At 41.3% G+C, this 19,640-nt stretch carries 22 protein-coding genes; 13 read left to right on the top strand and 9 right to left on the bottom strand.

All coding sequences use genetic code 11. The annotated features are described in order from the left end of the window. Window positions 1-76: 76 nt before the first annotated feature. The 3 genes from OFO10_RS07665 to thiC all read right to left on the bottom strand — a co-directional run bounded on the left by OFO10_RS07665 (window position 77) and on the right by thiC (window position 3,320). Window positions 77-1,144, bottom strand: coding sequence for an Mrp/NBP35 family ATP-binding protein (locus tag OFO10_RS07665; protein WP_270866730.1), 1,068 nt, complete (start codon window positions 1,142-1,144; stop codon window positions 77-79). A gap of 68 nt (window positions 1,145-1,212) precedes the next feature. Beyond that, entirely contained in the window at window positions 1,213-1,980 is a 768-nt protein-coding gene (locus tag OFO10_RS07660; protein ID WP_270866729.1) for an SDR family NAD(P)-dependent oxidoreductase, read from the bottom strand. Then, window positions 1,977-3,320: a phosphomethylpyrimidine synthase ThiC gene (thiC, locus tag OFO10_RS07655; RefSeq protein ID WP_270866728.1), complete on the bottom strand. Its 1,344-nt coding sequence runs from the start codon at window positions 3,318-3,320 to the stop codon at window positions 1,977-1,979. The genes OFO10_RS07660 and thiC overlap by 4 nt, the downstream gene beginning before the upstream one ends. Before the next feature lie 192 nt (window positions 3,321-3,512). Here thiC and OFO10_RS07650 point away from each other — a divergent pair, with 192 nt between their 5' ends. Genes OFO10_RS07650 through OFO10_RS07635 form a run of 4 tightly spaced genes read left to right on the top strand, consistent with a single transcriptional unit; the run spans window position 3,513 to window position 7,122 of the window. Beyond that, window positions 3,513-4,640: a bifunctional 2-C-methyl-D-erythritol 4-phosphate cytidylyltransferase/2-C-methyl-D-erythritol 2,4-cyclodiphosphate synthase gene (locus tag OFO10_RS07650; RefSeq protein WP_270866727.1), complete on the top strand. Its 1,128-nt coding sequence runs from the start codon at window positions 3,513-3,515 to the stop codon at window positions 4,638-4,640. 2 nt (window positions 4,641-4,642) lie between these two features. Continuing rightward, complete coding sequence (locus OFO10_RS07645) at window positions 4,643-5,509, top strand: hypothetical protein (protein WP_270866726.1); 867 nt, start codon at window positions 4,643-4,645, stop codon at window positions 5,507-5,509. Beyond that, on the top strand, window positions 5,487-6,560 hold the full coding sequence (locus OFO10_RS07640; RefSeq protein WP_270866725.1) for a sulfate adenylyltransferase: 1,074 nt from the start codon (window positions 5,487-5,489) through the stop codon (window positions 6,558-6,560). The genes OFO10_RS07645 and OFO10_RS07640 overlap by 23 nt, the downstream gene beginning before the upstream one ends. 25 nt (window positions 6,561-6,585) lie before the next feature. Next, window positions 6,586-7,122: a phosphatidylglycerophosphatase A family protein gene (locus OFO10_RS07635; RefSeq protein ID WP_270866724.1), complete on the top strand. Its 537-nt coding sequence runs from the start codon at window positions 6,586-6,588 to the stop codon at window positions 7,120-7,122. Here OFO10_RS07635 and OFO10_RS07630 read toward each other — a convergent pair whose 3' ends face one another. From OFO10_RS07630 to OFO10_RS07620, 3 genes are read right to left on the bottom strand one after another with little or no spacing between them, the layout of a single operon-like run. After that, the gene (locus OFO10_RS07630) at window positions 7,123-7,584 is read right to left on the bottom strand and encodes a hypothetical protein (protein WP_270866723.1); all 462 of its coding nucleotides are present in this window, start codon (window positions 7,582-7,584) and stop codon (window positions 7,123-7,125) included. Continuing rightward, window positions 7,581-7,820, bottom strand: a complete 240-nt coding sequence (locus tag OFO10_RS07625; protein WP_270866722.1) for a hypothetical protein — start codon at window positions 7,818-7,820, stop codon at window positions 7,581-7,583. The genes OFO10_RS07630 and OFO10_RS07625 overlap by 4 nt, the downstream gene beginning before the upstream one ends. Before the next feature lie 2 nt (window positions 7,821-7,822). Beyond that, window positions 7,823-8,080 (bottom strand): hypothetical protein, encoded by a 258-nt coding sequence (locus tag OFO10_RS07620; RefSeq protein ID WP_270858296.1) that lies wholly within the window; start codon window positions 8,078-8,080, stop codon window positions 7,823-7,825. 71 nt (window positions 8,081-8,151) lie between these two features. Here OFO10_RS07620 and uvrB point away from each other — a divergent pair, with 71 nt between their 5' ends. From uvrB to OFO10_RS07605, 3 genes are all read left to right on the top strand, one after another. After that, window positions 8,152-10,128, top strand: coding sequence for an excinuclease ABC subunit UvrB (gene uvrB, locus OFO10_RS07615; protein WP_270866721.1), 1,977 nt, complete (start codon window positions 8,152-8,154; stop codon window positions 10,126-10,128). A gap of 93 nt (window positions 10,129-10,221) precedes the next feature. Then, window positions 10,222-10,377 carry a hypothetical protein gene (locus OFO10_RS07610; RefSeq protein ID WP_270866720.1) on the top strand — a complete coding sequence of 52 codons (156 nt, stop codon included), beginning with the start codon at window positions 10,222-10,224 and terminating at the stop codon, window positions 10,375-10,377. A 117-nt stretch (window positions 10,378-10,494) separates the two neighbouring features. Continuing rightward, window positions 10,495-11,280: a hypothetical protein gene (locus OFO10_RS07605; protein WP_270866719.1), complete on the top strand. Its 786-nt coding sequence runs from the start codon at window positions 10,495-10,497 to the stop codon at window positions 11,278-11,280. A 313-nt stretch (window positions 11,281-11,593) separates the two neighbouring features. Here OFO10_RS07605 and OFO10_RS07600 read toward each other — a convergent pair whose 3' ends face one another. From OFO10_RS07600 to OFO10_RS07590, 3 genes are all read right to left on the bottom strand, one after another. Further along, complete coding sequence (locus OFO10_RS07600) at window positions 11,594-12,931, bottom strand: PFL family protein (RefSeq protein WP_270866718.1); 1,338 nt, start codon at window positions 12,929-12,931, stop codon at window positions 11,594-11,596. Window positions 12,932-12,940: 9 nt separating this feature from the next. Then, window positions 12,941-13,207 carry an ACT domain-containing protein gene (locus OFO10_RS07595; RefSeq protein ID WP_270858301.1) on the bottom strand — a complete coding sequence of 89 codons (267 nt, stop codon included), beginning with the start codon at window positions 13,205-13,207 and terminating at the stop codon, window positions 12,941-12,943. A gap of 79 nt (window positions 13,208-13,286) precedes the next feature. After that, complete coding sequence (locus tag OFO10_RS07590; RefSeq protein WP_270866717.1) at window positions 13,287-14,615, bottom strand: sugar transferase; 1,329 nt, start codon at window positions 14,613-14,615, stop codon at window positions 13,287-13,289. A 206-nt stretch (window positions 14,616-14,821) separates the two neighbouring features. On the opposite strand from OFO10_RS07590, the gene nadD reads away from it, so the two are divergent. The 6 genes from nadD (at window position 14,822) to nrfH (ending at window position 19,629) form a co-directional block, all read left to right on the top strand. Further along, window positions 14,822-15,376, top strand: coding sequence for a nicotinate (nicotinamide) nucleotide adenylyltransferase (nadD, locus tag OFO10_RS07585; protein ID WP_270866716.1), 555 nt, complete (start codon window positions 14,822-14,824; stop codon window positions 15,374-15,376). Next, complete coding sequence (gene rsfS / locus OFO10_RS07580; protein WP_270859674.1) at window positions 15,364-15,699, top strand: ribosome silencing factor; 336 nt, start codon at window positions 15,364-15,366, stop codon at window positions 15,697-15,699. The genes nadD and rsfS overlap by 13 nt, the downstream gene beginning before the upstream one ends. Next, window positions 15,699-17,066, top strand: a complete 1,368-nt coding sequence (locus tag OFO10_RS07575; protein WP_270866715.1) for a sodium-dependent transporter — start codon at window positions 15,699-15,701, stop codon at window positions 17,064-17,066. Before rsfS ends, OFO10_RS07575 begins: the two co-directional genes overlap by 1 nt. Before the next feature lie 6 nt (window positions 17,067-17,072). Next, window positions 17,073-17,654: a LysE family translocator gene (locus tag OFO10_RS07570; RefSeq protein WP_270859676.1), complete on the top strand. Its 582-nt coding sequence runs from the start codon at window positions 17,073-17,075 to the stop codon at window positions 17,652-17,654. 14 nt (window positions 17,655-17,668) lie between these two features. Beyond that, the gene (locus tag OFO10_RS07565) at window positions 17,669-18,940 is read left to right on the top strand and encodes a uracil-xanthine permease family protein (RefSeq protein ID WP_270859677.1); all 1,272 of its coding nucleotides are present in this window, start codon (window positions 17,669-17,671) and stop codon (window positions 18,938-18,940) included. 188 nt (window positions 18,941-19,128) lie between these two features. After that, window positions 19,129-19,629 (top strand): cytochrome c nitrite reductase small subunit, encoded by a 501-nt coding sequence (gene nrfH / locus OFO10_RS07560; protein ID WP_270859678.1) that lies wholly within the window; start codon window positions 19,129-19,131, stop codon window positions 19,627-19,629. The last annotated feature ends 11 nt before the right edge of the window (window positions 19,630-19,640 follow it).

Raw genomic sequence — 19,640 nt, 5'->3', positions numbered from 1 at the left:
AAATAACGATTTGTGATATATGAAATTTATATACCAAACGGCAAAAATTCGCCGTTTGGCAGGTAAAATTTGAAATTTAAGCCTGTGGTTGAATCGCTGAATTATCAGCTAAATTTTCCCTATCGACCTCTTCGATTTTTTCCCACAGCGCGCGCGCAGCCTGCTCGTAGCGTTTCGCACTCACAGAATCTGGCGCATAAAAGCTAATTGGCTTGCCATTATCGCCACCCTCGCGGATTGCGATTTCGATTGGGATTTCGCCGATGACTTTGGTATTGTAAGCACTAGCTAGCTTTTGCGCGCCGCCACGGCCGAAAATATCGTATTCTTTGCCATTATCAGGGCAGATAAATCCACTCATATTCTCAATAATTCCAGCCACTGGGATATGGAGCTTCTCAAACATATCAAGCCCCCTAGCGCCGTCATCAAGTGCTACGGTTTGTGGCGTGGTTACGCACACACCAGCCGTTACTGGCACGCTTTGGGCAAGTGTGATTTGCGCATCGCCAGTTCCAGGTGGCATATCTATGAAAAGCACATCTAAATCACTCCACGCGACATCTTTTAGAAGCTGTTCAATCGCCTTCATTATCATTGCCCCACGCCACATTAGCCCCTGACCTGCTTCGATTAGCACGCCCATACTCATCATCTCGATTCCATGGCTTTCGATCGGCTTTAATCTCTGTCCAATTACGCTAGCTTGGGTGTTTTCCTCGCCTAGCATGCGTGGCATATTTGGACCATAAATATCAGCGTCTAGCACGCCTACTTTTTTACCAAGTTTGGCTAGCGAAATCGCCAAATTTAGGGTTGTTGTGGATTTGCCAACGCCACCTTTGCCTGAGCTAATCATCACAAAATGTTTGATTTGCGGGGCGATATTTTTGCCAGAGCGCGAATTGCTCTGCTCGGGGGCTAGTTTTGGTGTTTTGATCGAAATTTGCGCAGTTGGGATTAAATTTAAAATTTCAGCCTTAATCTGCATTGAAATTTCGCTTTTTTGGCTTGGGATTTCGATATCTATCACAGGATTTTCGCCCTCACTCACGCTTTTTACAAAGCCAAAATCAACGATAGATTTCGAAAACCCCGGATAAATCACGCCTCGAAGCGCGTTTAAAATTTCGTCTTTACTCATTTTTCCTCTTTCTTTGAAATTTGATAAAAGGCGCATTATATTTAAAAAGTTTGAAATTTTTTTTAAATTTAGCCGTTTAAAAAGCCTGTAACTTTGGCGCAAAATTTAAGCGGGAAAATGCGGGTCAAAAGGTTCGCTAGAAGCATAAACCTGCCGTCATACACTAGCGTTTTGCCACTCATCATCGCCTCAAAGCCTCGCCTTGCCACAGCATTTGCATCATCGCTTCGCGCAAAAATTTTAGCGTTTTTTACATTTGCTCGCTCGCCAAAATTTGTAGCCACAGGTCCTGGGCAAAACGCCGTAACGCTGATATTTTGCGCGCGAAGTTCTTCGCCTAGGGCTACGCTGAAATTTCGCACAAATGCCTTGCTTGCGTAATACACGCTCATTTTTGGACCCGCTGTGAGCGAGGCAGCAGAGGCGATATTTAGGATTTTTCCGCCATTTTGCGCTATCATTAAATTTGCGAAATAATGCGTTAAATTTAGCAAACTAGCGATATTTACCTGCACCATTTCAAGCTGTTTTTTTAGGTCGCTTTTAGCAAATTCAGCGCGATCTCCAAAACCTGCGTTATTTATCAAAATATCGATTTTCAGGAAATTTTCGCGGACAAATTCGCAAATTTTATCCACGCTAGTATTTTGCGATAAATCCGCCCCAAAGATAAAAACTCTCACGCCAAATTTAGCTTCAAGCTCGTTTTTTAGGGCGTTTAGTGCGTCAGTATTTCGCGCTGTGATAACCAAATCATATCCGTTCCCAGCACAAATCCGCGCAAACTCGCGCCCCAAACCGCTACTAGCTCCCGTGATTAAGGCAGTTTTATTCATTTATTCTCTTTTGGGAAGTGTTCGCAATTTTGCTCTGCGATTTGGCGCGAAATTTTATACGCGCAAAATTTTGGCCCGCACATCGAGCAAAACTCCGCATTTTTAAAGCCCTCATCAGGCAAACTCTCGTCGTGATATTCGCGCGCACGCTCAGGATCAAGGGAGAGTTCAAACTGCTTGTTCCAGTCAAATTTATACCTAGCGTCGCTCATAGCGTGATCTCGCTCGATCGCCCCGGCTTTGCCGAGTGCGACATCTGCTGCATGAGCTGCGATTTTATGGGCTATTATGCCGTCTCTAACATCTTTTGCATTTGGCAAACCCAAATGCTCTTTTGGCGTAACATAGCAAAGCATACTAGCCCCGTGAAATGCTGCCATTGTCCCGCCAATCGCACTTGTGATATGATCGTATCCCGCACCAATGTCTGTCGGAAGCGGTCCAAGTATGTAAAACGGAGCGTCGTTACAAAGGCGCTGCTCTTCTTTCATATTAAATTCAATCTGATTAAACGGCACATGTCCGGGACCTTCTATCATAACTTGAACATTTTTTGCATTTGCTCTAATTGCAAGTTTGCCAAGCTCGGCAAGTTCGCTCATTTGGGCTTCATCTGTGGCATCATACAAACAACCCGGTCGCAAACTATCGCCCAGTGAGAGCGAAACATCGTATTTAGCGCAAATATCGCAAATAGCGTCAAAATTTTCGTAAAACGGATTTTCTTTGTGGTGCTTCATCATCCAACTAGCCATTAATGAGCCGCCTCTACTTACTATTCCCATTTTGCGTTTGGCAACAAGCGGCATAAATTTAAGCAAAAATCCAGCGTGAATAGTGAAATAATCAACGCCTTGCTTAGCTTGTTTTTCGATACAATCAAGCATAATTTGTGGCGTTAGGTTGTCTAAATCTTTAATGTCATGGATAATTTGATAAATCGGCACCGTGCCAATTGGAACGGTTGAATTTGCGATAATCGCACAGCGAATTTCATCTAAATCCCCGCCTGTGCTTAGATCCATGACGGTGTCTGCGCCGTATTTTATCGAAAGGCGCAATTTTTCGATCTCTTCGTCTATGCCGCTGCTAAGGCTAGAAGAGCCGATATTTGCGTTGATTTTGCATTTCAGCGCCCTGCCAATGCCCATAGGAACTAGGTTTTTGTGGTTTATGTTGGCTGGGATTATGAGTTTTCCCTGTGCGATTTGCGCTCTGATAAATTCGGCTTCCAAACACTCTGTTTTTGCGACAGCCTCCATTTGTGGGGTGATAACACCATTTTTAGCGTAAAAAAGTTGAGTTGGGGTTGCGCAGTCTTTTAAATTTGGGGTTTGCATTTTTGACCTTTCGTGCGAAAATTTGTGAAATTTGATAGAATTTTACTACAAAAAAGCAAAATTTAAATCTTTTTTGCGTGTTTAAATTCGTAACACCCCTTGGCAAAATTTGCAAAATTTAGCCAAAATTTCACTATTTTTTAAATTTAATATGTATAATTTCGTAACATTTTTAAAATTTTAGGAAATCAAATGTCTGAAATATCACTCGTTTTACTCGCCGCTGGGGATTCTACGCGCTTTGCTAGCCCCGTAAAAAAGCAGTGGCTTCGCATAGGTGATGATCCGCTGTGGCTACATGTCGCCAAAGATCTCGCAAAAAAGGCAAATTTCGCAAAAATCATAATCGTAGCTAATCCGCAAGATTTAAAATACATGCGCTCATTTTGCGATGAATTCGAATTTATAGCCGGTGGCGATATGCGCCAAAAATCACTTAAAAACGCCCTTGAAATGGTGCAAAGCGAGTTTGTTTTAGTAAGCGATGTAGCCCGGGCTAGTATTTCTCAAAATCTCATAAACTCGCTACTTGAAAATTTAGGCAAATTTGACTGCGTAAGCCCATATTTAGGCGTAAATGACACGGCGTATTTGGGCGAGTGCGAGATAGCGCGCGACGAAATCAAACTAATCCAAACCCCGCAACTCTCGCGCACAAATTTATTAAAAAAAGCCTTGCAAAGCGAGCAAATTTTCACAGACGATAGCTTAGCCATAAAGAGCGTGGGCGGGACTTTGGGCTTTGTAAAGGGCGAAATTTCGGCTAGAAAAATCACGCGAATTTGCGATTTAGAAAATTTTGATTTTCCTAGCGTTTGTTCGGACATTTTTTGCGGAAACGGCTTTGATGTGCATGCCATGCAAAAGGGCGAATTTATCACACTTTGTGGCGTAAAAATCCCGTGCGAGTATTCGCTTATCGCTCATAGCGACGGCGATGTGGCGATTCACGCGCTAATCGATGCAATGTGCGGGGCAGCTGGGATTGGTGATATTGGCGAGCTTTTCCCTGATACAGACGAGGCTTACAAAGGGATTGATTCGAAAATTTTGTTACGAAAAGTAACAGATAAAATTCACCGCTATGGCTTTGAAATCGTAAATGCTGACATTACCATAATGGCGCAAAAGCCCAAACTAAGCCCATACAAAGAGCAAATGCGAAAAGCTTTGTGCGAAATTTTAGCCACGCGCAAGGTAAATGTCAAAGCCACCACCACCGAAAAACTAGGCTTTGTGGGCCGAAGCGAGGGCATTGCGGTGATTGTAAGTGTGAATTTAAAGTATTTTGACTGGAAAAAACTGCTTATCAAGGATTAGTTTTGAAAATCTTAATCGCCGAAAAGGAAAGCTATCTGGCAAACTCACTTAGCCTAAAACTAAGCGCGCTAAACCACCAATGCACCGTGGTTTCCACCCTGCCACTAGCCCTGAACGCTGGGGAGTTCGACGCTGTTTTGCTCTCATCATCGTGGGGGAGTGGCGATTTGCTAAGCGTGATTGCGCGCCACAAAAACGCAGTCGTGATAATGCTAGTATCATACATCAGCAACGACACGGTTACAGCGCCCATAAATGCGGGCGCGACGGATTATATTTTAAAGCCGTTTATGATAGAAGATCTCATCAAAAAGCTCGATCACTACGCGTATTTTAAACAAATTTTGCGTGAAAAAGAGCGAAACGACGAACTCTTGCGCGCGCTAAAAGAAATTTACGACACGCCAAAAATAAACGCGCAAAAGCTCAAATTTCCGCTTTATTTAAAGGGTTATGATGAAATTTCGCGCCTTTTATGCGCTCATCAAATCGCCCAAAATTTTGGCGCAAAAATCATAATCGCTAATGGCGAGGATTGCGAAAACTTAAAAATAAAAGATGAAATTTTATTCGTGCAAAAATTTGATAAAACATCGCCCGCCAAAAGAGCGCAAATTTTATCAAATTTCGCCGAAAAACGGCTAGTTTTGGAGGTTTGTTCTATGGAATTTAGCGAAAACTCAAATGAAATTTTACTCTCTCCATACTGCGCGAAAAACAAAATTTTAAGCCTGGAAGAGTATTTGAAATTTGCGATTTTAGCGCATCAGGGCGAGTATTTTGACTCTGAACTCGCCTCGATTTTGGGGATTTCGCGAAAATCGCTTTGGGAAAAGAGAAAAAAATATGGTATCACGCGAAAAAAATAGCATTGAGATTTCAAAAAGCGAGCTTTGCGCCCTGCACCTTTTGAAATTTGGGGCATTTGGGGGCGAAGAGAGGCTAAAAAACGGCAAAAATTTCGCCTTTGTAGCGGGGAAATTTAGAGCTGGCGCAGAGGTAAATTTAATCTGCAATGGCGAAATTTGCGGAAAATTAAAAATTATTTCATCGCAAAAAATCACAGACGAAGAAAAACAAAACTCCGTTTTTGAAAACAAACGCCCAGGAAATGAGGCGATTAGGGGCGAGCTTAGCCTAAATTCGCATATAATTGGTGATGAGTTTGCGGAATTTTTCGCGCGAAAATCAAGCTTTAAAAACCCCAGAATTTCAGCCTTTTTCACCATGGCAGATCCCTTGCACAGGGTGCATGAAAGGTTACTTCGCCTGATGATAGACAAGGCTGATTTTGTGGTGATTTTTTTGGTGGGTTCGAGCAGGGTTGACGCATTTAGTGCAAATTTGCGCAAAAAAACCTTGGAGTTTTTGTGCGAAAATTTCCTTGTAAAAGGGCGGGTTTTACTCATAGATTTAAACAATTTTAGCGCGCTAAATAACCACTCCGACCCCACGCTTGAATGCGCCATAGCGCACAATCTAGGCATAAATAAGGTCGTATTTGGGCAAAAACACAAGCATGTGGCAGGCTACTTCGACCACGGCGATATGCACTCTGTGCTGGATTTTTGCGATTACGAAAATTTCGAAATTTGGCTTATGCCAGAGTATGTGTATTGCAACAAATGCAAGGTTCTTTCTAGCGTGAAAAACTGCCCGCACGGCTCGCACCACCATGTGCATTATCACACGCGCAACCTCAAAGCCATGCTCTATGCTGGGATTTTGCCACCTGCGCTTTTCATGCGAAAGGAGATTTCGGCGATGATTTTGGCCGAGCTTTTTCCTAATCGCTTCGCCGATTTGCAAGCCCTTTATGATGATTTGTTCCCTAACGACGGGCTTATCGAGCCTAGAAGTGAGAGTGAATTTTACGAAGAGTTAATGAGGCTGTATCAAACCAGCGCGCTAAAAACTTGAAATTTGAAATTTAAAAGGAGATAATTTGAATAAACTATTTGTTACATTTTTTGGAAGTGGGCTTTTGCGACCTGCGCCTGGGACTTGGGGGAGCGTGGCAGGCTGGATTGTAGGGCTTGTGATTTTATCACTTGCGGGAGGAACGACGCTGTTTTTGTGCGCTGCTCTGGTTTTTGTAATCTCGCTAAAAATCATTGACGAATACGAAAAACAGGTCGGTTCGCACGATAATAGCGAAATCGTAATCGACGAGGTCGTGGGCGTGTGGATCGCTATGAGCATCGGTGCTAGCGTAGGCGAGGTGTATGGGATAGATTTCGCGCAGATTATTTCTGGCTTTGAAGCTAGCCAGCTTTCGTGGCTTGCGATGATTTTATCCCTTGTGCTATTTAGGGTTTTTGATATATGGAAGCCATCTATCATAGGGCGCGCCGATCGCGATATCAAGGGCGGTCTGGGCGTGATGAGCGATGATGTGCTAGCTGGATTTTTCGCTGGGCTTGGGGTTTTGATTATTTTTTCGTTGATGATTAAATTTGGACTTGGAGGGCTGATTTTTTAATCAGCCTCTACCTACATTAAAGCGAGAATATTTTTTAAATGTCTCTAAATTATGGAAAGTTTTGCAAAGATTGCTTTTTTTGTTTATAGGATAAAGCTCCATAAAGTATAAATTTCCGTCGTGTTTGAGCGTGATATCTGCGCACATTTCCATATTTCCCTTAGATTTGACGCCCACGCCGTATTTGATAGGCTTGCCGACTACGACTTTCGCGTTTAAATCCTCGTCGCTAAACTGGCGCACGCTTGTCATGTTTTTAAGCTCTCTAAATTCGCCCTTAGCGTCATAATCGCTTTTGATATCCTTAAAAAACCTATCCAAATCCGTCACAGCAGAAGCCGCCAATGGTCCGTCTGTAAGAGATGTAAATTTCGGCCACACAACCTTAACGCCGAAAAAAATCACAACTATGATTAAAATCAGACTACCTAGTCCGTTACCGCCTGCTCCGCCTTTACTCATCTTTTCACTCCTTCATCGATGTTTTTTGAAATAGCCTCTATTTTGCTAGAAAACATATAATTTTCATAACTCTTTTGAATATATGCCTTCAAAAGCTCGCCCACATCTACATGCAAACCATCTCTTGCGATCTCGCGCCAGTCCCGCTCGAAGCTGAGTGCAAACTCATCTTCTAAGCTAATAGAATACTCTTTACTCAAAGATTTGCTCGTAAATTTAACTGAAATTTCTCTCATTTTTAGTTGTCAAATTCATCTTTTGCAAAAATTTCATCTAGTTTTTTGCTAAGCTCCTCGTCGCTTAGTTTGCGATACTCGGCGTCCTCTTCTAGCGTGCCAAGCTGCATACTAATCGCCTCATTTTGCGCTTTGATACTAACTAGCTCTGCGCGCAATCTCGCGTTTTCTTCCCTAGCCTCGCTGTATCTTCTGATAAGCTCCTCGACCTTTTGACCCAAACTCTCGACTTTTTTTTCTTCGTCAAAGATTGATTCCATATTTGTCCTTTTTTAGATATAATTTAAAGTTTTTATTCTAACCAAATTTAGCTTTAAAATAAAGGAAAAATTTGCAAAATTTTAAAATATCATCAAAATTTACCCCAAGCGACGATCAAAAAAACGCGATAGAAAAAATCGTGCAGGGTATCAAAAACGGCGAAAAATATCAAACACTGCTCGGAGTTACTGGAAGCGGAAAAACCTTTACTATGGCAAATATCATCGCAAAGTTGCAAATTCCAACTCTCATAATGACACACAACAAATCCCTTGCAGCGCAACTTTATAGCGAATTTAAGGGCTTTTTTCCGCAAAATCATGTCGAGTATTTTATCAGCTATTATGATTATTATCAACCAGAAGCCTACATCCCACGCCAAGACCTTTTTATCGAAAAAGATAGCTCCATAAATGACGAGTTAGAACGCCTTCGTCTCTCAGCCACGGCTAGTTTGCTTAGTTTTGACGATGTCATTACGATAGCTTCGGTTTCGGCAAACTATGGTTTGGGTGACCCTGCCGAATACAAAGGTATGGTGCTTCACCTTGAACTAGGGCAAAGTTTTTCTAGCAAATTTTTACTTCGCAAACTCGTCGATATGGGATATAAACGCAACGACAATTTTTTTGATCGTGGCGATTTCCGCGCTAACGGCGATACGATCGACATTTATCCGGCGTATTTTAACGACGAAGCCATAAGGCTAGAATTTTTTGGCGACGAGCTTGAAGCGATGTATCATTTCGATGTTTTGGAAAATAAAAAAACAAAAAGCGTGGCTAAATTTATCCTTTATCCCACAAGTCAGTTTATCGTCGGCGAAAACCGCCTAAAAACGGCGATTAAAGGCATTGAAGAAGAGCTTGGCGAGAGATTAAAATTTTTTGAAAATGAAAATAAACTCGTCGAAGCCCAGCGCCTAAAACAGCGGGTCGAATTTGACCTTGAAATGATGAGTGCAACGGGTATTTGCAAAGGAATCGAGAATTATGCGAGATATTTAACAGGGCAAAACGCCGGAGAAACGCCGTATTCGCTGTTTGATTACTACGAGAGCAAGGGGCAAGACTACCTAGTCATCGTCGATGAAAGCCATGTTTCTTTGCCGCAGTTTCGAGGTATGTTCGCAGGCGATCGAAGTCGCAAAGAGACACTCGTAGAATACGGCTTTCGTCTGCCTTCTGCGCTTGATAACCGCCCTTTGATGTTTGATGAATTTATCAGTAAAAAGGGCAAATTTTTATTCGTTTCAGCCACGCCAAATGAATACGAAGTGAATTTAAGTGGCGGAAAGGTTGTGGAGCAAATTTTGCGTCCGACAGGGCTTTTAGACCCCGAAATTCTCATAAAAGATAGCGACAATCAAGTCGAAATCCTGCACGACATGGCAAAAAAGGTCATAGCTAGAAATGAGCGAATTTTAGTAACCGTGCTAACAAAAAAAATGGCAGAAGAGCTTAGCAAATACTACCTTGAACTAGGAATTAAAGTAAAATATATGCACTCAGACATCGATGCGATAGAGCGAAATGAGCTAATCAGGGGGCTAAGGTCAGGCGAATTTGATATGCTAATCGGTATAAATTTGCTCCGTGAGGGGTTAGATTTGCCCGAAGTTAGTTTGATTGCGATTTTTGATGCCGACAAAGAGGGATTTTTGCGCTCGGAAACTAGCCTTATTCAGACTATGGGACGGGCTGCTAGGAATTTAAACGGGCAGGTTGTGATGTTTTGCAAAAAAATCACCCGCTCAATGCAAAGTGCTATCGATATAACCACGGCTAGACGCAAATTCCAAGATGAGTATAACAAAACTCACGGTATAACGCCACACTCGGCAACCAGAAACATAGAAGAAAGCCTAAAAATTGATGATGGGGCTGAAATTTTAACCAAAGCGAAAAAATTAGAAAAAATGCCAGCTGCCGAGAGAGCCAAAATCATAAAAGAGCTTCGCAAACAAATGCTAGAAGCCGCTTCAAAACTCGAATTCGAAAAAGCCGCTGCATTGCGTGATGAAATCGCGAAAATGAAAAAACTCTAAATTTGGATAAAATTTGAGACCATAAAATAAACTCTGACAAATCCAAATTTAAAGCCCATAATTCTCAAACAAAAGTGATTTGTCAGAATTAGATTGATAGTCTCCATTTTTGGCGGGAAAAGATGCCCACCCTACGATACTAGCGGTAAAAACGGCTTTGAAGCATTAAGTGAATTTGATACAAACAATGACGGAATAATAGATAGCAATGATGAAAAATTTGCAAATTTAAATTTACTAGTTGCTTGAATTTATAAATTTAAATTCAAATAATCAAATTTGAGTTTAAATTTGTGAATTCGAATAAATTCAGTATTTTTAAATACTGACCGAATTTGAATTTGCAAAAAAACACAAAGGAATTATATGGATATTTTAATTGTTAATTTAATTGTGGCGTTTGCTTGTGCGTTGTGTATAAAATATATCGCGAATTCACAGATAAACAAATTTGCAAAAGTATTTTTTATCATCTTATTTTTGCTTTTTATTTTCTTTGGATTTTTTGTGTTTGTGTTTTTTCTGACTTTCTTATTTTTAGCATTAATCAAGAAAAAATACAGAGTTAAAATTCACAAAATAGACGAAAAAATAACTTATGAAAAAGTAGAAATTTCAAAAAATGATAAATTTTTATTTGCAAGTAAAGCCCGTTTTTTTGCTACTTTAATGGTTTTATTTTTCACTTGCGGATTTGTATTTGACGGGTTTAAGATACTTAAATTTGAATACGAGTGCAACATTAAAAAGGATTTTAAGATTGAAATCGTAAGTGATGATTATGAGATAAAAGAGAGTGATTATGTGATAATAAAAAAAGATTTTCCATATACTTACACTTCATACCCAGACAGCAATATAAGTTTTTTGTCCAACGATGATTTAAAAAGTTGTTATTACTCGGATTTGTCAGATTTAGCGAAAAAATGTGGTAAAAGTGGTTATAGACATACTGCTGATATTTTTTACCAAAATAATTTGGTAGCAAAAAAGTATGAATATTTTATGCCGTATAACTATTTTATGGCAAAAATGCAATCTATCGAAACAAGTATTCATTATGAAAAATGTGGATATGGATATAACGAAATAATCGATATTTTAAAACAAAACTTAATAAACAAAAATTTCAATGAAAAGGATAAAAGATGAGTATCGTAGGGCGGGTATCCTTGCCCACCAAAAAAATACTCAATTTAAATAAAGCTTCTTTGCTTTGCAAAGCTTTACTCATAATGACACAAAACCAATCGTAAATTTAATCTCGCAAATCGCCACGACAGCATTGTTGCCTCGCACTGACAATAGCAAGCATCGAGGCAGTGTTTTTAGCTTGCGAAATGCAATAATAAATACAAGAGTAAGGATTTTCCTTGAATTGCTTCGGCGTTGCACGCCTCGCAATGGCAAATTTTGCGCCACTGCGAGAATTTGCAAATTTAAGCCGAAACTAAAATTTAAAATTTTAATTCCTAAAACTATGAATCGGCGCAGGTATTTGCCCGCCTCTGGCGATAAATTCAACCGACGAGGCCGAATTTACACTCATCACTGGCGCAGAGCCTAGCAACCCGCCAAACTCGATCATATCGCCCTTTTGGCCTAACGGGATAATGCGCACAGCGGTAGTTTTTTGGTTTATCACGCCGATTGCGGCCTCATCGGCTATCATCGCTGAAATCGTAGCTGCGGGCGTATCGGACGGAATCGCAATCATATCGAGCCCCACAGAGCAAATCGCCGTCATCGCCTCTAATTTTTCCAAATTTAGCGCGCCAGCCTTGACCGCCTCTATCATGCCCTCGTCCTCAGAGACCGGTATAAACGCCCCAGACAGGCCTCCGACTTGGTTGCACGCCATGACGCCACCTTTTTTAACCGCGTCGTTTAAAAGCGCAAGCGCAGCCGTCGTGCCGTGCGCGCCCACGCGCTCCAAGCCCATTTCTTCGAGCACTCTCGCCACAGAGTCGCCAACTGCGGGCGTTGGCGCAAGCGAGAGATCTACAATGCCAAATTTCACGCCCAGCCTCTCGCTAGCCATTGAGCCGACCAACTGGCCTATGCGGGTGATTTTAAAGGCGGTTTTTTTGACGGTTTCAGCGAGTATATCAAAGCTCTGTCCGCGCACCTTTTCTAAGGCGCGTTTGACCACGCCAGGGCCTGATACACCGACATTTATGACGACATCAGCCTCGCCTACTCCGTGAAATGCGCCCGCCATAAAGGGATTGTCCTCGACGGCGTTTGCGAAAACTACGAGCTTAGCGCAGCCAAATTTGCTTAAATTCGCGGTTTGTTTGATGATCTCGCCCATATCGCGCACAGCGGACATGTTTATGCCGGTTTTGGTCGAGCCTACATTTACGCTAGCACAGACACGCTCGGTTTTGGCTAGGGCGCGCGGGATTGAGCGGATTAGGATTTCATCGCCCTTTTGGTAGCCTTTTTGCACAAGAGCGCTAAATCCGCCGATGAAATTCACACCCACAGCGTGCGCGGCTTCATCTAGTGTGCGCGCAAAAATCGTGTAATCATCTAAATCCGTGGCTGCACCGATGAGCGAAATCGGCGTTACGCAGATGCGTTTATTTACGATTGGGATACCAAGCTCGGCTGAAATTTCATCGCCCACAGCTACCAAATTTTCGGCTTTTTTTGTAATTTTGGCGTAAATTTTCTCGCAGGCTTTTTCGGGGTTTGCGTCGATACAATCAAGAAGCGAAATACCCATTGTAATGGTGCGGATATCGAAATTTTGCTCCTCGATCATTGAGATTGTTTCGGTTACTTGCTTGATATTCATTTGCGCGCCTTAGATATTGTGCATGGCGTCAAAAATCGCCGAGCTTTGGATATTGATTTTGACATTTAGACTAGCTCCGAACTCTTCAAGCTCACTGCGAAGGGCCGTGAAGTCCTTTTTATCATCGCTACTAACCACAGCCATCATTGTGAAAAACTCGTCTAAAACGGTTTGCGTGATATCGTCGATATTTAGCCCAAGTGCGGCTAGCTTGGTAGCTACGCCAGCTACGATGCCGACTTTGTCCTTGCCGACTACTGTTACAATTGCTTTCATGTGTGTCCTTGTAAAATGTGAAATTTAAAGGGGATTATAGCAAATTTGGGGGAAATTTGGAATTTTGAAATTCCAAATTTTAGCTTGCGCCCTCACGGAATAAAACGGCTTTTATGGTTTTTAAAATAATCACAAAATCAACATAAAGCGTCCAATTTTTGACATACCAAATATCCATTTTTGCTCTAATTTTAAAATCAGTATCGCCTCTACCCATAACCTGTGCTAGTCCCGTGACGCCGGGTTTTACATGGAGTAAAATTTTCATATCAGCTTGGCTTATTCCTCCGTTTTCTCGCTCTCCGACCACAAACGGGCGGGGACCTACGATACTCATATCACCTTTTAGGACATTTATGAGTTGCGGAAGCTCATCAAGCGAAGTTTTACGCATAAAATTTCCGATTTTTGTAATGCGTGGATCGTTTTTATATTTATGATATTTATCAAAAAATTCGACTTCATCGGGATTTTTTTCAAGATAATTTTTCAAAATTTCATCGCCATTTTCTCTCATAGAGCGAAATTTAAAGCAATTAAAAGGTCTGTTATTTCTGCCTGCTCGTGGTTGCGAAAATAAAATTTTTCCCTTTGGTTCTTCGATTTTCATTAAAACAAAAATCACAAAAAAAGCCACAACCAAAAATGGTAAAGCCAAAAGCACGACAATGTAATCAACCAAACCCTTCATAAAATAATTTATCGGCTTTAACAGCGAATTTTCCAGCAAAAATAAATTCGTGCGAGAGTTAAAAAGGCTGAAAATTTCTCCGCCAGCAAAATCATATCCTTGCAAAGCGGGAGTGAAAATCACCTCGCGGTTTTTGATGACATTTTCTTCGACCAACCTGTTTAGCTCATCAATACTCTTTAAATTTTTATTTGCGATAAAAACGGTCTCGTAGTCATCGCCACGGGTAAATTTATAGCCCAAATAGTGATTTTTAAAGATTTCACGGCGGAATTCTTTATCGCCATTGATAACCCTAGCGTTTTTTTGCCAAATTCCAACGCGATAAAGGTATTTTTTAAGAAAAAATTTGCACATCGGTATCAAAACCGCGCACAGCCCAAACGCCAAAAATATCACAAATCGCGAGTGCGAGACATTTTTGTTAATCGCAAGCAAGAAAAAAATCATCACCAGCGCAAACATACATGATGAAAACACAATATAACTTTCATGCCAAAAATCATAGCGTTTGGTGTAAATTTTGCGATACGCTAATGTGCCGATAATCAAAACATATATAAAAAATGATCCAATATAGGTGCTGTAATGCTGCGGTGTATTGCCTGCAAAATCGAATTCTATGAAATTTCTCACGCTCACAGCGATGAAAAATGATATCAAAATGCACAAAACATCAGCTACTAAAAGTATAGCCATAGCATAAAATTTTTTCATAATTAAATTTTCCAAAAATAAATTTGCGACATTGTAGCCAAATTTTAGTTTAATTTTGATAAAATTAGAACTTTTAAGATTTTTAAAATATTCGTATTGATTAATGTAATACACACTGGCTTGGCGCAAGTTTGATAGCAAGGGAAAAATCAAAAATTTTCGCTATAATCGCGCCAAAATTTTAAGGCAAAATTTTAAGGATAATAGTGAAAATCGCACTTTTTGGCGGGAGTTTCGATCCGCCTCATGCCGGACACGACGCGATAGTAAAAGAGGCTCTAAGCGCAAATTTAGCCGATTTGCTAGTGATTATGCCAACTTTTATAAATCCGTTTAAGTCCGAATTCACAGCCCCTCCAAGCCTGCGCCTAAAATGGTGTCAAAGCCTTTGGGGTGAGCGCGAAAATATCCTTATTAGCGATTACGAAATCTCGCAAAACCGCAAGGTTGCGACTATTGAAAGCGTGAAATTTTTAAAACAAAAATTTAACCCTAGCCAAATTTACCTCATCATCGGCGCAGACAATCTCGCCGAGCTTGAAAAATGGCAAAATTTCGAGCAGTTGCGAGATTTGGTTTGCTTCGTGATCGCCACCAGAGAGGGCGCTAGTATCCCCACAAAATGGGCAAATTTGCCAAAAATTAATATTAATGTTAAAATCTCTTCCTCATCTTTTCGCGCTAGTTTAAAAGGCGAAATTCCAGCGCAAATCAAAGATGAAGTAATAAATTTTTACAAAGGAAAAAAATGCAAGAAGTAAGACAAAGAGCCGAAAAAATCGCTCATATCCTAAGCGAAAAAAAGGCCGAAAATCCCCAAATCATCGACATGAGCGAGAAAGAATACATAGCTAAATTTGTAGTCATCGCCACGACCTTTACTGGTCGCCACGCATACTCACTGATTGAAGAGATGAAAACCACTCTCAAACCAGCTGGCGAGGAATTTTTGGCGATTGAAGAAGGCGATGATTGGAGCGTGGTTGATTTGGGCGATATAATCGTGCATCTTATGAGCGATACATACCGCGCCAAATACGATATCGAGGACTTTTTAGCAAAACTTAAAAAAGAAGAGTTCTAATGGAGCGTCAAACTTGGAGTAACAAACTCACCTATATCCTAACCGTCGCAGGCGCAACAATCGGCTTTGGCTGCACCTGGCGTTTCCCGTATTTAGTCGGCGAAAACGGCGGTGGGGCGTATGTTTTTGTATTTTGCGTAGCGATGATTGCGCTTGGAATTCCAATGATTTTGGTCGAAAATGTCATCGGACGCAGGGCGCTAAAAAATTCAGTCGATGCCTTTGGTGTGCCAAAACTTAATGGCGAGCAAATATCGCAAAAATGGAAAATCGTAGGCATTATGGGGCTAATTGGCGCGTTTGGAATTTTGGCTTATTATATGGTGCTTGGCGGCTGGGTTCTGACATACATTATCAACATAATCAATGGAAATTTCAATCTCTCCGCCCCGATAACAGACCCAAAATTTACGGAAAATTTCTACAACGCAAATATCGAAAACAACCCGCTTTGGATCGGAATTTACACATTTATTTTCGTAGCTATTAACTGGTATATCCTAAAAAAGGGCATAATAGATGGAATCGAAAAATTTGTCAAATTTCTCATGCCAGCACTTTTTTTGTGCTTTATCGCGGTTATTGTTACAAATTTGACCCTGCCTAGCGCGACAGCGGGCGTGGGGTTTTACCTTAGTATCGATTTTGCCAAAATCACGCCAAAGCTTCTAATCGATGTGCTAGGGCAGGTATTTTTCGCCCTATCTTTGGGATTTGGCGTTATGATTACCCTTTCTAGCTTTTTGGACAAGGAAGAAAATTTAATCCAAACCGCCACACTCACAGCCGTGATAAACACGATAATTGCGGTGCTTGCGGGATTTATGATTTTCCCTGCGCTCTTTTCTGTGGGTTTAGAGCCTACAAAGGGCACAAGGCTAGTGTTCGAATCCCTACCTATCGCGTTTTCGTATATGCCATTTGGCAATCTAATCGGCGTCGTGTTTTTGTCGATACTGCTCATCGCAGCACTTACCACATCGCTTACGATTTATCAGGTTTTGATAAATTATGTCGAGGAAAAATTCAACCTCACCACCATAAAATCTACAAATATCGTGCTTTTAGCTATTTTTGTGCTAGGAAATATCCCTTGCATACTTTCAAGCAATATCTTGGGCGATGTGCAAATTCTCTCTCGCTCGATATTTGACGCGTTTGACTTCGTGAGTGCAAATATTTTCTTTGTCCTAACAGCCTTGATGTGTAGCCTTTATGTAGGCTGGGTGCTAGGCGATGACGCCGTGTATGAGCTCACGAACGGCGGAAAACAAGGCGCAGGTTTAGCCAAAATTTGGCTAGTATATGTGCGATTTGTGCTACCACTAATCATAGCGGTCGTCTTTGTGTATGGAATTTTTGGATAGAAATTTATGATTTTATTTTTTCTTACAATGTTTCCGATTTCGCTAATGCCGGGCATTAATATGATTTATGCGCTAAATTTAGGCATGTCGCATGGATACGCACGCTCGCTTCCTGCGCTCATAGCCCAAACTATCGGCATTGCACTCGTTTCGCTTGCTTGCATTTTAGGCATTGCTGGGCTTTTGATAACGCACCCAAGCGCACTTTTTGTAATCAAGGTTTTGGGCGGAATTTACATTTTATACCTTGGAATTTCGCTTTTTAGAAGCAACGGAAAATTCGAAGAAAAAGAGCAAAAAATAGAGAAAAATTTATTCGCGCAAGGCTTTGTGATTTCTACGACAAATCCCAAAGCATGGATATTTTTCGCCGCGATTTATCCTAAATTTATCGATGCTAACCAAATTTTGGGTTATTATAATTTCGGCTTAATCGGCGTAATGTGTCTAAGCGAGATTATCGCGCTTAGCGTGTATTCACTCGGTGGAACGATTTTGAAAAATTTGCTTAAAACACATTTGCGATATTTAGAGATTTTTTGCGCGATTTTAATGTGCGTAATCGGAATTTTGATGATTTTTAGATGATTTAAGGAGGGAAAATGGCAGAGAGGTATGAAGGCTACAATTTTAGACTAAAAGATTCGCTTTTGGGCGTGCAGTTTCTGTTCGTAGCGTTTGGCGCGCTGGTGCTGGTGCCGATTTTGACAGGGCTAGATACTAATGTCGCACTATTTACGGCTGGTATCGGAACGCTTGTTTTTCAGCTTTGCACGAGAAAACAGGTCGTGCCGATATTTTTGGCTAGTTCGTTTGCATTTATCACGCCGATAACTTTCAGCGTATCGCAATGGGGCGTGAGTGCGACAATGGGCGGATTAATGGCGGCAGGTTTGCTCTATGTCGCACTTAGCTTTGTGGTTAGATACAAGGGTGATGGCTTCATACACAAGCTCTTGCCCCCAGTCGTCGTGGGTCCTGTAATCATCGCAATCGGCCTAATCCTAAGCCCGACAGCTGTGAATATGGCTATGGCAAAGGATATCGACGCGATCCCGCAAACCACCGCGCTTATCATCGCTTTTATCTCGCTAATCGCCACGATAATCGCCATAATGTTTGGCAAGGGTATCATCAGGCTAATACCGATTTTATCTGGTATTTTTGTAGGATACATCGCCTCGCTGTGCTTTGGGATCGTGGATTTCTCGCCCATTAGCAACGCAAAGTGGTTTTCCGTGCCAAATTTCAGTGCACCAAGCTTTAATCTAAACGCGATTTTATACATGCTTCCAATCGCCATAGCCCCTACAATCGAGCATATCGGCGATATTTTGACGATTAGTAATGTCACAAAGGAAAATTTCTTAAAAAACCCAGGACTTAAAAGCACGCTTTTGGGCGATGGCTTGGCGACTACGGCAGCTGCGTGTTTTGGTGGTCCGCCAAATACCACTTATAGCGAAGTTACAGGCGCTGTGCGCTTAACCAAAGCCTTCAACCCAGCCATTATGACATGGACAGCCATAACTGCGATTTTGCTTGCATTTGTGGGCAAACTAGGCGCATTTATCGCCACAATCCCGGTGCCTGTCATCGGCGGAATTATGATTTTGCTCTTTGGAATCATCGCTTCTGTGGGCATGGAATCTCTCATCAAAGCCAAAGTCGATCTATCAAATCCGCGAAACATGGTCATAATCTCGCTAATCTTAGTCGTTTCAATCGGCGGGTTGGTGCTGGATTTTGGTTTTGCTAAATTTAGCGGAATTGGCCTAGGAGCAATCGTGGGCGTAGTTTTAAATCTAGTCCTACCAAAGGTCGATAAAATCGAAGAAATGGACTTCGAGCAGTTAGAAAGCGACGAAGAATAAACTCAAAATTTAAAGATAAATTTGCAAAAATTTATCTTTAAATTCCTACTAAAATTCCAAATAAAACAAAATTTGTAATAAATTATAATTATGTAACATTTTAAGCAAATTTATTGATTTAAATCAATAAATTTTTACTAAATCGTGCTAAAATACCAACTTAACAAATTTTAAATGAAAGGAGTGCTTTGATTACTAACAAATCATCACAGAAAAAGCCTTTTTCTGTAGCCGGCCTCATTCTTTCAGCCTTGATAGGCTTAGTGTTTGGCTTCGGTGTTTTTACATTTGTCTATGCAGACGGCCTAGTGCATCTTAGCAAAGATCCAATCGCCTGTAAAAAATGCCATGTCATGAACCAAGTCTATGAGAGCTGGGAAAAAGGTGGTCACCAGCATGTCGCTACTTGTGGTGATTGCCACTTGCCACACGACTTTGTCGGCAAATGGCTAATGAAAGCAGAAAGCGGTCTTCACCATGGCTATGCTTTTACTTTCAAGGACAACCCGGTAGCTTTTTCAGCTAGCCCTAAGAGCAAAGCAATCGTGCAACAAAACTGCATTGAGTGCCATAAAGAGTATGCTGAACCAGCGATTCACGCTAAACAAGCAGGTGGCTCAGATGTCCAAAACGAAGCCCTTAGTTGCGTATCTTGTCATAGACAAGCCGGACACGCCCATAATTATTAAAATTTAAATAG

Origin of the sequence: Campylobacter sp. VBCF_06 NA8 (assembly GCF_027737825.1) — a bacterium.
In the GTDB taxonomy this organism is placed as follows: Bacteria; Campylobacterota; Campylobacteria; order Campylobacterales; family Campylobacteraceae; genus Campylobacter_B.
This window is presented reverse-complemented; position numbering and strand designations above follow the sequence as displayed.

Bases quoted from the DNA above. Each gene is read 5' to 3' on its own strand.
- OFO10_RS07665 (WP_270866730.1), bottom strand. From the start codon at position 1,144: ATGAGTAAAGACGAAATTTTAAACGCGCTTCGAGGCGTGATTTATCCG.
- OFO10_RS07660 (WP_270866729.1), bottom strand. From the start codon at position 1,980: ATGAATAAAACTGCCTTAATCACGGGAGCTAGTAGCGGTTTGGGGCGC.
- thiC (WP_270866728.1), bottom strand. From the start codon at position 3,320: ATGCAAACCCCAAATTTAAAAGACTGCGCAACCCCAACTCAACTTTTT.
- OFO10_RS07650 (WP_270866727.1), top strand. From the start codon at position 3,513: ATGTCTGAAATATCACTCGTTTTACTCGCCGCTGGGGATTCTACGCGC.
- OFO10_RS07640 (WP_270866725.1), top strand. From the start codon at position 5,487: ATGGTATCACGCGAAAAAAATAGCATTGAGATTTCAAAAAGCGAGCTT.
- OFO10_RS07630 (WP_270866723.1), bottom strand. From the start codon at position 7,584: ATGAGTAAAGGCGGAGCAGGCGGTAACGGACTAGGTAGTCTGATTTTA.
- OFO10_RS07625 (WP_270866722.1), bottom strand. From the start codon at position 7,820: ATGAGAGAAATTTCAGTTAAATTTACGAGCAAATCTTTGAGTAAAGAG.
- OFO10_RS07620 (WP_270858296.1), bottom strand. From the start codon at position 8,080: ATGGAATCAATCTTTGACGAAGAAAAAAAAGTCGAGAGTTTGGGTCAA.
- OFO10_RS07605 (WP_270866719.1), top strand. From the start codon at position 10,495: ATGGATATTTTAATTGTTAATTTAATTGTGGCGTTTGCTTGTGCGTTG.
- OFO10_RS07600 (WP_270866718.1), bottom strand. From the start codon at position 12,931: ATGAATATCAAGCAAGTAACCGAAACAATCTCAATGATCGAGGAGCAA.
- OFO10_RS07595 (WP_270858301.1), bottom strand. From the start codon at position 13,207: ATGAAAGCAATTGTAACAGTAGTCGGCAAGGACAAAGTCGGCATCGTA.
- OFO10_RS07590 (WP_270866717.1), bottom strand. From the start codon at position 14,615: ATGAAAAAATTTTATGCTATGGCTATACTTTTAGTAGCTGATGTTTTG.
- rsfS (WP_270859674.1), top strand. From the start codon at position 15,364: ATGCAAGAAGTAAGACAAAGAGCCGAAAAAATCGCTCATATCCTAAGC.
- OFO10_RS07575 (WP_270866715.1), top strand. From the start codon at position 15,699: ATGGAGCGTCAAACTTGGAGTAACAAACTCACCTATATCCTAACCGTC.
- OFO10_RS07570 (WP_270859676.1), top strand. From the start codon at position 17,073: ATGATTTTATTTTTTCTTACAATGTTTCCGATTTCGCTAATGCCGGGC.
- OFO10_RS07565 (WP_270859677.1), top strand. From the start codon at position 17,669: ATGGCAGAGAGGTATGAAGGCTACAATTTTAGACTAAAAGATTCGCTT.